The 12774-nt window shown below is 37.1% G+C and carries 6 protein-coding genes; 3 read left to right on the top strand and 3 right to left on the bottom strand.

Features of this window, described 5'->3' with window-relative positions; genetic code table 11:
* Position 1 precedes the first annotated feature (1 nt).
* The 3 genes from BGC7_RS08240 to BGC7_RS08230 all read right to left on the bottom strand — a co-directional run bounded on the left by BGC7_RS08240 (position 2) and on the right by BGC7_RS08230 (position 8676).
* Positions 2–1654 (bottom strand): RagB/SusD family nutrient uptake outer membrane protein, encoded by a 1653-nt coding sequence (locus tag BGC7_RS08240; protein WP_050701109.1) that lies wholly within the window; start codon positions 1652–1654, stop codon positions 2–4.
* 17 nt (positions 1655–1671) lie between these two features.
* Complete coding sequence (locus tag BGC7_RS08235; protein WP_050701108.1) at positions 1672–4599, bottom strand: SusC/RagA family TonB-linked outer membrane protein; 2928 nt, start codon at positions 4597–4599, stop codon at positions 1672–1674.
* A 156-nt stretch (positions 4600–4755) separates the two neighbouring features.
* Complete coding sequence (locus tag BGC7_RS08230; RefSeq protein WP_050701107.1) at positions 4756–8676, bottom strand: hybrid sensor histidine kinase/response regulator transcription factor; 3921 nt, start codon at positions 8674–8676, stop codon at positions 4756–4758.
* Between the two features lie 293 nt (positions 8677–8969).
* Here BGC7_RS08230 and BGC7_RS08225 point away from each other — a divergent pair, with 293 nt between their 5' ends.
* From BGC7_RS08225 to BGC7_RS08215, 3 genes are all read left to right on the top strand, one after another.
* Positions 8970–9227, top strand: coding sequence for an outer membrane protein assembly factor BamD (locus BGC7_RS08225; RefSeq protein WP_050701106.1), 258 nt, complete (start codon positions 8970–8972; stop codon positions 9225–9227).
* A 28-nt stretch (positions 9228–9255) separates the two neighbouring features.
* Positions 9256–10950 (top strand): glutamine--tRNA ligase/YqeY domain fusion protein, encoded by a 1695-nt coding sequence (locus BGC7_RS08220; RefSeq protein WP_050701105.1) that lies wholly within the window; start codon positions 9256–9258, stop codon positions 10948–10950.
* Between the two features lie 332 nt (positions 10951–11282).
* Positions 11283–12698, top strand: a complete 1416-nt coding sequence (locus BGC7_RS08215) for a tetratricopeptide repeat protein (protein WP_050701104.1) — start codon at positions 11283–11285, stop codon at positions 12696–12698.
* Positions 12699–12774: the final 76 nt, after the last annotated feature.

Below are 12774 nucleotides of genomic sequence, written 5' to 3'. Positions count from 1 at the left end.
ACTAATAACCGTCATTCTGATCCAGCTTCTTCCCTACATTTGCATCTATAACAATCTTAGGGAAAGGTAAGAGAATATGATAATCCTGCATACCCGGACCTCCGTTCCTTTCTCCTGAAGCAATATGATTATACTTACGTGTACGTTCGATAAGCTTTCCTGTACGCATAAGTGTTTCTCTACGGTTCTCCTCTGTCACAAGCTCACGGGCTCTTTCATCCAGAATGTAATCGAGAGTAATATCAGATTGTGTTGCAGGGGTAGCATTAGAGCGTTTTCTCACTTCATTGATGTAAAACGCAGCACCATCAGTTACACTTGTTTTTCCTTGCATCCACAATGCTTCGGCAAGTAAAAGATATGTATCTGCCAATCTTAAATATACCTGATCGGCATAAGAATATGTCTCTCCCCATCGAGACTCTTCTGCAAAAGTCCAATCCCATTTGCGAGTACTAGCCCATTTATGATTATTGGTAGTCATCTTAGATTTATCCATATCGCATGTAATGGTTACTCCTTTTCTTGTCACATATTTTTTACGGATAGCATATTCACTGAAACGGTGATCTTTAGATTCATATATAGAAAACACCCATGCAGTAATGGCCGCACGACCGATCCCTCTGCCTCCATATTCGGGAGTATATGGTACATCGAGATTATTGTATGCAGATACCCATGTACGGCGCATACTATTTGTATATCTACCCAAGAGGTTATCTACCTCAGAGTTAGGAAATGCCCACAAAGCTTCGGTATTGCCTTGACTCGGTAAAATATTGCCATTATAGAATTGATCCATAAACGGACATCCCGCCTCAGATTTCTTTACACCATAGCGCTCTGTAATCAGTTTATAATTAGGATTTAATATAACTAATCGGGCTTTCTTTTCAGCTTCTTCCGGTTTGTTTTGCCACAAATACAGCTCAGCAAGATAATGTTGAGCAATGGCTTTTGACAGACGAGTAACATCTTTCGAATTGTCAGGTAACCATTTTTCAGCAAATAATAAATCATCTTCTATCAGAGTCTGGATTTCTTCTACCGAATTTCGTTCCCAATCGTCTCTATAGTTTTCTCCTGTAATTTCATCCACACTTTTTGGTACAGGGCCAAAAGTCATTATTAAATGGCGGTATGCCCAAGCCCTTATCAGCTTGGCATGTCCTATAATTTCATTTTTATTTGCCTCATCTTTTTCGGGTGTGCCTCCCATCCAGTCTACTCCGGGCTTCTCTGCACGGGATATCATAAGATTTGCCGAATTTATACATCTGTACAATATCAGGAATATACCGGGTTTATTGGAGTCACTTACATCTCCATTAAGGAACTGCATTGTGGGAGTAAGATCAGCAGTAGTATATTGATTAAGGCCTCGCGTCCAGGACAACTCTGTATTTGCCCATCCTACATCAGTACCAATTTTCCAGATCACTCCAAGTTCGGCAGACTGTATTGGTTCACGACGTTCTTGTCGGGGGAAATTCAATAGTGCATACTTAGCAGAAAGAAATCCATTGTAGTCTACAAATAAGTTGTCTGCATAAGTTTCATCTTTAGCCTCTTCGTCGAGAAAACTATCGCTACATGCAGTATATGATATACTTACCAGAGCTAATACGATTATATATATTATCTTTTTCATATTGGTTTGTTTTATAGTTAAAGACCTAATCTGAATCCAAATAAGAATGTACGCGTTTGAGGGACACCGTAATCAGATGTAAATTCAGGATCGAGTCCGATAAAGTCTGTTAAGGTGAATACATTCTTCACATTACCATATACCTCAAGTTTATTTATTCCTATTTTTCCAATTATTTTTTTAGGAAGAGAATAGCTAAGAGATATATCGCTAAGACGGATATAGGACGCGTCATTAGCTTTACCAAAATAGTTAAGACCTTTAGGGTTTGAGTTATCCCTATTTGCAGGATAAGTGTTTATCCTGTTCTCCGGAGTCCACCACTGCCGTTGTCTGATATTTGTTTTACCATCGAAGAATGTGTTCATATACTCAGTATATCTGGTGATACCATGAACAGCATTGAAGAAAAAGCTAAGAGAAATATCCTTGTAACGCAAAGTATTCATCAAACCGATTGTATAGTCAGGATCTTTATATCCGATAATGTGCTGATCATCCTCAGTTATTTTTCCGTCACCATTTATATCTTTAATTTTCACATCGCCGGGTCTTGCTTCAGGCATATGCGACTCGAGAATATTGTCTGACTCCTGCCAGATACCATCAAATTCGTAAGAGTAAATAACATCTATAGGCTCTCCAATAAACCATCTGCTGGCAAGATTATCGACAGGTCTTCCGGTTTCATCGAACAGACCGATATTGACTATTTCATTACGATTGTGAGAAATATTAAATCCGGTAGTCCATGTAAAATCTTTTGTATCTATGTTGACTGTAGATAGAGCCAGCTCAATACCATGACTCTTTGTTTTACCTATATTCTGACGAATAGTATTAACACCATTTATCTGCGGTATCTTCTTATTAAGTAACAGGTCGAATGTATTGGCAGAAAAATAATCTAACGATCCGGAAATACGACCTTTAAAAAACGAAAAATCTAATCCTGCATTTATCTGACGGGTTGTTTCCCAGCTCAGTGTAGGGTCTGCAAGTTTATTCGGATAAAAACCAACAAGGGGATCTTTCTTATCGTTTAGGTAATATTCATTAGACATGGTAGGCATGGTTGCATAAGGATCAATAGCCTGATTGCCACTCTCACCATAAGACAAACGCAACTTAGCACGGTCGAGCCATGTTAGAGAGCTCATAAATGATTCACGCTCCATGTTCCAACCTAAGGCTACAGAAGGAAAAGTTCCGTATTTATTGTTTGTGCCAAAAGCAGAAAATCCATCACGACGAATAGAGAATGTAAACAAGTACTTACTGTCATAATTATAATTTACACGAAATAGTTGAGATAATGCCCGTTGTTTACTGTAAGTATCTCCGGGAGTAAGGGTTGTCGCTAATTTAAATTGGTAATATGTCATATAATCGCCGCCGAAACCAACTCCTGTATTATCATGATATTTTGTTATATACTCACGCGAGGTATAAACTCCAGTAAGATCTAATGCATGTACTCCAAATTGCCTATTATAGTTCAATATGTTTTCGATAGACCATTCCTGCTTGTACTGATTATTAACAGTGGCAACTCCTTTTTTACTTTCTCCTTCGAAAGTAGCAGTTCTGGATTCGTAAGATTCAATCAGACGAGAACGGTAACTGTATCCTGCAATAGTTTTAAAAGAAAGCCCTTTGACAAAAGGAAATTGAATATGCAAAAAATTAGTCGTATTCATACTACGAGCTACATCTTCTTTCTGGACATTAAGCCCTTCCAAAGGATTTTTCACACTGCTATCGTCTCTATTCGGCTGAAGATTAAGAGTACCATCTTCTTTGTATGGTTCTGTCAGCGGACTCATTTTGTTTGCATTGCTTATATTAGCTCCTTCTCCCGGACGATCGTGATAACCTAGCATTGTATTTGTTCCGAACTTCAACCACGAAGTAATATCTGTATCGAGATTTAAACGCATAGTATAACGATTGAATTCATCATTCTTAGCCACGCCTTTTACACGAGAGGCATTTCCCGACACATAGTATTTTGTTTTCTCACTCCCTCCGGCTACAGACAGGTTATACTCTTGGCTAATGCCTGTTTGCATCGCCAAATCGAGCCAGTCTGTATTAACTCCTTTTTCAAACTGCTCAGTTTCGAACGATCCTACTCCCATACGTGCCTTTTTGAAGTTATAGAATTGGGTAGCGTCCATCATATCAGGACGATTGATAATATTGGTAATACCAAAAGATGTACCGAATGTAACGCTGGTTTTTCCAGATGCACCCTTTTTTGTAGTAATAAGTAATACCCCTCCTGCTGCCCTAGCTCCATATATAGCGGCAGAAGAAGCATCTTTCAGAACCTCGATAGACTCAATATCATTAGGATTTATTTCCGATATAAAACCTTCATATTGAATCCCATCTAATACAATCAGTGGCCCAGCATCCGCACCGATTGAATTCTTGGCCCTTACTCTCATCTTCACTTCACCTTCGGCACTACTACCAGTATTGGTAATATTGAGACCGGGCAGTTTTCCTTGTAAGGATTGTACAATATTTACATTGGGCATATTTTCCAAATCGGAAGGTTTCACTGAGACAACGGCTCCGGTCACATCCCGCCTTTTCTGTACGCCATACCCGACTACGACAACCTCGTCCAATACTTTATCATCTTCTCGCATTACAATATTAAGAACACGGTTAGTACCTACCGAAATGATTTGTGTTTTAAAACCCACATAAGTAAAAGACAGTGAAGAAGCATCGGATGGCACATCTATAGAATAACGTCCGTCAATATCCGTTATAGTACCCACATTTTGTCCTATAACAGATATTGTAACACCAATAAGCGATTCTCCTTTGTCATCTGTAACTGTACCCGAAATTGGGATCTTTTTCGTTTGAGCATTAATTACTACAGAAGTAATTAATAACAGAAAAAGGAATAGTTTCTTTTTTTGCATGGTAATATTAGATTTATGAATTAAAAAATGTCAACAACAAAACTAACCACGCACATAGCCAGCATGCTTATAATTCTGTTCATTATACTTATAAAATAGTACAGAAAACAGATTTACAGACTTTTAATTCTATATATATTTGAAATTATTTAGATTCTAAGATATGTTTTCCTCAATAAATTGCTTTGGCGATTTTCCATATATCTTCTTAAAGCTGGTACTAAAATATGCCGGCTCTTCGAATCCAACCATGAGGGCGACTTCGTTTATTGTATATTTTTTCTCTTTGAAATATTCAATTGCTTTATTCATTCTGACGATCTTCATAAAATCGTTTGGAGTATATCCTGTAACAGAGTTGAACTTTGTATATAGCAAAGTACGGCTCAGCCCCATCTCTTTAGAAAAATCGGATATAGAGAATGTCGGATTCGTAATATTATTTTCAATAACAGAAGTGGCTTTTCTTATAAACTCTGCATTAAATTCATTCTCTGTTTGCTGATCGTTCAATAAAGCTTGCTCTTTATCTATTCCCAAAAACTTTTGGCGGAGTATTTTTCTGTTTTGAATAATATTATCAATTTTCAACCTCAAATACTTAACATCGAAAGGCTTTTCTATATAATCATCTACGCCTAAATTGAACCCTTTTATCACATGTTGTTTATCATTAACAACCGTTAGCAATATAACAGGGATATGAGATGTTTCAAATGTATTTTTTATTTTCTCACACAGTTCAAACCCGCTCATTTCAGGCATTTGAAGGTCTGACACTACTATATCGGGGTTTATTCTCAGAATATTGTTCCATGCCTTTGCTCCATTTTCGGCAGTATAGATTTTATAATAGTGGCTCAACGACAATTCGAGATATGATCTCAGATCGTTATTATCTTCCACTACCAGCAATTTTATTTTCAACTTGTCTATATTTGCCTGTTCATCCGACATAATACGGTCATCGAGAACAGGCAGATTCTGATCGTCGAGAACGATATTGTCCTGATAATGTTTCTTTCCTCTTTTGAACTGGACATAAAATTCCGATCCTTGATTTTCGACACTGTTTACCCCGATATTACCTTTATGAAGCGTCACATATTTTTCTACCAACAAAAGCCCAAGCCCAGAGCCCGAGACTTGTGAGTTTACAGCATTACTTGCCCTATAGAAACGGGTAAATAGATTCTTTCTATCCTGCTTGGATATTCCTATCCCGTTATCCATAACCGATATTTGCCAGTTGTTAGAATCTGAAGATAATTTTATATCTATATGTCCTCGCTGAGGAGTGTATTTAATAGCATTAGAAACCAGATTGTCGAGAATTCTATCCATTTTTTCAATATCAAACCACTCCAAAAGGTCTTCAAGAGGAAGCTCTAAGATTAAAGTTATCTCTTTTTTGTTTGCAGATGATTTCCAATAAGGAAATTTCTTCTCCAAATATTTTTTCACATCGCGCTGTCTTATTACCAACTGATCTTTAGACTCGTATGCTTTCTGAAAGTCGAGCAACTGCGAAAACATCTTATTGAGTTTATTGAGATTCTCTGTAACGAGTGTAAGTAAATGATCGTTCTTGGGCGAAGCCTCTATTTGTTCTTTCAACTCATATATAGGGCCACTGATCAGTGTGAGTGGAGTACGGATATCGTGAGCTGTATTTATAAAAAAACGGATTTTCTCTTCCGACTGCTTTTTCTTCATTTGCTGCTCAACATACCTGTATACTAAATAGACAATAACAGCCACCATTGCAACCATTATTATACGTGCCCAAGCAGTATTCCAGAAAGGAGGAGATACTGTTATTTTGACCTCTCTCTCATCTAAAACATTACTGTTGTCGTCAAGATATTTTACTTTGAATACATAATCATTAGGACTGAGATTGGTATAATTTGCAATATGCTCGGCAGTAGGTCCTACCCAATTCTGATCCATATTTTCAAGTTTCCACATATAACGGCGACTTTTGCCCAGAGAATAATCTACAGCAACGAAATCTACAGAAAAAGAATGTTGCCTGTAATTAAGTGTTATCTCTTTAGTATCGTCCAATGCCTGTTTCAAAGGAGAATTCTTATCTCCGGGTTTTACTATCTGATTGAACAGGGAAAAGCCTTGCAACGATAATCGGGCAGTATTCTTTGTTTTATGTATCTGTCGGGGATCGAAAAATGTAACTCCATTATAAGAACCGAAATAAATATCGCCATCATGGCTCTTTGTTTTAGACAGCTGCCTGAATCGATTTCCAGAGATTCCATCTACAACAGAGAAGTTTGTTACCTGATACGATTTCAAATTAAAACATCCTATACCATTTTCGGAGCTAAACCACAGATTATTATCGCTGTCGGCTTCTATAGCATAGACAATATCGGATGGCAATCCATTTTTTTCAGTAAAGCTGGATATTCCTCCCGTAAGCATATTGCAACGATTGAGACCATCTCCGTATGTAGCCAGCCAGATTACAGAATCTGATTCAAGATACATATCACTGATATATTTGCTTTTCAGGTTCTTGTTGAAAGTACACTCTTTTGTAACGTTATCCTTTGTAGATATTTGATAGACACCATGCTCTGTAGATACAAGTATATGTTTCGAATCTTTTTTCACAATGTGATTTGCTTGTGTAGCCGACACATGAGTAAAAGAATTAGTTGCCAGATTCAGTTTAGATGTGTTTCCCCGCTTTCCTCCAAACCAAATATTACCTTCCGAATCTTCGCAGATAGCATATACAAAACTGGTTCCTATACTATTCTCTAGATTCGGATGCTTAATATAATTAGCAATAATAGAGCCTTGCTTATTCAGTTTGAAAACACCGGAGGAATATGTTCCTGCCCATATATTACCATGAGAATCTTCATACAAGCTCATTACATTCTTTTCTGTCAGCAATCTTTTCCATTTGTTTGTTTTTCTATTCCAGAAGCACAAGTCGTTATCTGTCGCAAACCATAGATTTCTGTCCGAATCTTCAAGTATGTCGCAAACAATATCTCTACTCAATGAATTTGCATTACCTTCTTCGTGTTTTATAGACCGGAAGCCATGCTGAGAGAAATCAAGAATATTTATCCCATCCGAAAATGTAGACAACCATATCTTATTCCCTGTATCTTTGTAAATATCATATATAGCATTTCCACTAATACGGTCTTTAGACTCACTTAGTTGAGTATACATTTTATCTATTTGCAAACTTTGTATATTCAGCAGACATAGCCCGACACCTTCAGTACCTATCAACATGTGTTCATCATCAAATTTATTCATAGACAGTACAGGGTGATACCATAATCTTATATCATTGCCGGCTTTCAACTGTTGGGTATCTATATCGTAAACAAACACTCCCTTGTTGACTGTACCTATCCATAGCTTCTTCGAATTGGAATCATATAAACATGTTTCTATTACAAAACCTGCTTTTTCTATAATATCACTATCTATAAACGGCTGCGTATTTTTAGTATTTATGTTATATTTATAAATGTTTCCTGTAGATACAACAAGAATATTTTCCTTATCGTAATTGAGAATATCTCTGTATAGTTCACTTTTCTGTTCCAGCTCTTTCAGGTATTGAATAGTATCGCCCTGTACCCTGCCAATATCAGATCTGGTAGCTACTAATATATTATTGTCTGCATCGAAAAACAAAGATCTTATATATAATTTCAAATCTATATGCACAACAAACTCGTCACGCTGGTTGTCATATTTGTATATCGTACCTCTGTCTGTATAAGCCCACAATGAAAAATCTCTGTCTAATCCCACTTTTATAGACCGTATTGGAATAGTACCATTATGCAGAATATTCATGGGATAATTCTTTATATTAGCACCATCGAAACGATCTACTCCAAAACGGGTAGATATCCATACAAACTTTTTATTGTCCTGAACTATATTGAATACCTGCCGTCCGTTTATTCCGTTCTCTACTCCCAAGTGGCTGATTTGCTGAGAGGAGACACCTTCAGTAATAATTAGCAATAAGCACAGGATAAAGAGTTTATATATATATGTGGAAAAATAATTCATTTCAGGCAGAATATTAGTATCTATATGGTATTAAATCAAGATTCTTTAAGCTCAAAATTAAAAGTTTGGTCATACAAATCTATATAAAGTTTGATTTTTAACTTATTTAATTGCATATGAAGCTGTGTAATTATTCGTTTACCGAATTTTCGATTCATCCCTTTTGAAGTAGAGCTATATAATAACCGACATGAAATTTCGCTCGATAAACAAAAGCCGAAAAGCATATCATTAAATACATGCTGCTGCTTATATGTTGTTTTTATTTATCTTTGTAGCCTAATTTATTTTATATGAAGAAACTCGCATTATTATTTTCTATTATTTTGTTTGTTTGCCTCACCTCGTGTTCTTCTGTAGAAGGAGATGCCGAAAAGGCCGCAAGCCTGAATAAGGAGTCGATAGATTGTATAAGAAATCAGGATCTGCAAAAAGCCGAAGAACTATATAAGCAATCGCAGGAAATAATAGCGCAATATAAGGGCACTGAAAAATATGAAGAGTTTCATACAGCATATAATAAATTTATGTTGCCCGAAATAAAAAAATAATCTCTAAATTTTTAATTATACTACCATAATGTCTGAAAATATTTTGAATACGGAAGAAGCTAAAAAAAGTCTCAACTTTGTTGAGATAGCAGTAGAAAATGACCTGAAAGAAGGTAAAAACAATAACCGTATACAGACACGCTTTCCTCCGGAACCAAATGGATATCTGCACATAGGACATGCAAAAGCTATTTGTATAGATTTTGGCATTGCTCAAAAATACAACGGAGTATGTAACTTGCGCTTCGATGACACCAATCCGGTAAAGGAAGATGTAGAATATGTAGATTCTATACAAGAAGACATACAATGGCTGGGATACAATTGGGCAAATATATATTATGCTTCCGACTACTTTGACAAGTTGTGGGATTTCGCTGTTCAGCTTATAAAAGAAGGTAAAGCATACATAGACGAGCAGTCGGCCGAAGAGATTGCTAAACAAAAAGGGACTCCTACTCAGCCGGGAACAAATAGCCCGTACAGAGAGCGTCCTATAGAAGAAAATCTGGACTTGTTCACTAAGATGAACGAAGGTGATTTGGAAGAAGGCAGCATGGTACTACGTGCCAAAATAGATATGGCATCGTCAAACATGCATTTTAGAGATCCGATAATATATCGTATAATAAAACATCCGCACCACCGTACAGGAAACAAGTGGAAGGCATATCCGATGTATGATTTTGCTCATGGTCAATGTGATTATTTCGAAGGGGTAACACATTCTCTGTGTACACTCGAATTCGTTGTACACCGCCCTCTTTACGATTGGTTTATAGACCAACTGGCAACAGACGAATATCGTCCTCATCAATATGAATTTAACCGCCTCAACCTGACCTATACAGTAATGAGCAAACGTAAATTGCTACAACTGGTAAAAGAAAATCTTGTAGCCGGATGGGACGACCCCCGCATGCCGACTATCTGCGGATTCAGACGAAGAGGCTATACTCCCGAGTCGATACACAACTTCATAGACAGAATAGGTTACACAAAATATGACGGGATCAACGATATCGGCTTATTGGAATATGCTGTGCGCGAAGATCTGAATAAGAGAGTGACTCGTGTATCTGCCGTACTCGACCCTGTGAAACTGATAATAACAAATTACCCTGAAGGTAAAACCGAAACGATGAAAGCGCAAAATAATCCCGAAGACGAAAATTCGGGAGAGCATGACATTGTCTTTTCGCATGAATTGTATATCGAGCGTGACGACTTTATGGAAGACGCTCCTAAAAAATATTTCCGTCTTACACCGGGCAACGAAGTTCGCTTGAAAAATGCATATATCGTAAAATGTACAGGCTGTAAAAAAGACGAAGCAGGTAATGTGGTCGAGGTATATGCAGAGTATGATGCACAAACAAAGAGCGGAATGCCTGACAGTGGGCGAAAAGTAAAAGGAACTATTCACTGGGTATCTACCGAAGGTTGTTTCGATGCAGAGGTGAGGCTTTATGACCGCTTATTTATAGTAGAAAACCCATCGGAAGACGAAAGAGACTTTAAAGAGCTCTTGAATTCGGATTCTTTAAGAGTTCTGACAGGCTGCAAAATGGAATCTTACCTGAAAGAAGCTCAGGCAGGGGATAAATTCCAATTTCAGCGCACAGGCTATTTTTGTGTAGACAAAGATTCCGGTTCGGACAAAATGGTATTTAACCGGACTGTATCATTAAAGGACTCGTGGGCTAAAGCAAAGGATAAATAGAAAGCGCCGGACAAAAAACAGATTAAAAAAACAATCTCCTATTATACACACTGTTAGGCGGAATATGCTTTCCTCGAATAAGTAAAGCGTTCCGCCTTTCGGTTAACAAGAGAATTTAAGACAAAGAAATAACGATTTTATCTATACAGTATATGCTCTTTATGTTCTTGGACTATCCCCAAAAAAGGAGTTCTAAACATAAGGAGTATATCGTTTTTAAATTACTTAAAAATTACCTACTTTTATCATATATTCTTTGTTGAGAAAAGTGACATTTAATAACACATCAAAAAGTGTTACCTTTGTCACCTTTTAGTTAAAATGGATATTAAATGGCAGAAAAAAACATATCGACACTTGTAAAAAGGTATGAAGAAGCTCAAGAGTCGGGTAAGAATGCCTATTTTGATGCAGATGAATTTAGCGAACTCGCCGACTATTATGACGGATTAGAAGATTTAGAAACTGCCCGTACAATAATAAATTCCGGTTTGGCTATCCATCCTGGGAATACTCCTTTGCTTGTAAAAAAAGCAAAACTGGCTGTTTATGACGGAGAGTACGATAAAGCCTTACAGCTACTTCAATCTTCGACAGAGTACGATTTCGACCTTTATTTATTGCGTATAGAGTGCCATCTACAACTCGGACAATACGAAAAGGCATACAGATTATCGGAAGAATTACTCGAAAAAGAAGAGGATGAATCTATAGATAATATATTTGCCGAACTTGGTTTTCTCCACGTAGAAGCCGATTGCTTTAAGGAAGCGATTCTCTACTTTGAGGAAAGTCTTAAAGCCAATGCTGGAAATATTGATGTTCTTTCCGATTTGGCCTATGCTTATGAAATGGTAGGAAATATTGATGAGGCTATAGCCACTACAAATAAGATTCTCGATTTAGAACCTTACACATACGAAGCATGGATCAATTTAGGTAAGCTTTATTCGATGAACGAAGACTATGAAAGGGCTATAGACGCATTCGATTTTGCCCTCACCGTTAATGATGCCGACAGCAATATAATCAAACTTAAAGCCCACTGTCTATCTTTATCGGGAAGAGCTATGGAGGCCATCGATATTTTCAACGATTTACTACTATCCAATCCGGACGACACATCGATTTGTTTCCTTTTAGCAGAATGCTATCAGTCATTAGAGATGTATGACGAGGCTCTGGCAAGCCTCGATCTGTATGAGATGCTTGATTCGGAATCGGAAGAATTATTTGCAAAACGGGCCCACCTGTATCTGCTCAAAGACGACTATGACAGGGCAACTCTGGCTATACAAAAAGGACTAGAAAAAAGCCCTGACTCTTTAGATCTGAGAATGGTCTCGGCAGAGGTCGCATTTAAACAAGGATTATACGACATGGCCAAGAATATTTATTTAAAATTATATGAGTTTAATCGAGATGATTTCTTTTTAATTGACAAACTGGCAATAGTCAGCATCAAAGTAGAAAACTACAGAGAGGCCGCCAGTTATACAGAAAAGCTCTTAGATATGGATCCTAACAATATGTCCATAAAAGTGCGCCTAGCCTTATTATATTTCGAAATAGACGATAAAGACGAATTCAATGCTATCTTAGATCAATTTACAGACAAAGAACTCAGCTCTTTGTTTCAACTTATCTATACGCCTCAGTCTTCAAATTATTTCGATCGTGATATGCTGATCTCTTATTTGAATAAAGCTAGAGAAACTCGCACTTTATTTAAGAATTTAAAATATTAGCGTACATAACTAGTTATCAAAAAATTAGACATAAAACAGCCGATACACGAAGGTAAAAAAGCATACTTAGTGTCAT

It is taken from the genome of Dysgonomonas sp. BGC7 (assembly GCF_001261735.1).
In the GTDB taxonomy this organism is placed as follows: Bacteria; Bacteroidota; Bacteroidia; order Bacteroidales; family Dysgonomonadaceae; genus Dysgonomonas.
The sequence above is the reverse complement of the archived record's forward strand: the minus strand, read 5'-3'. Positions and strand labels throughout refer to the sequence as shown.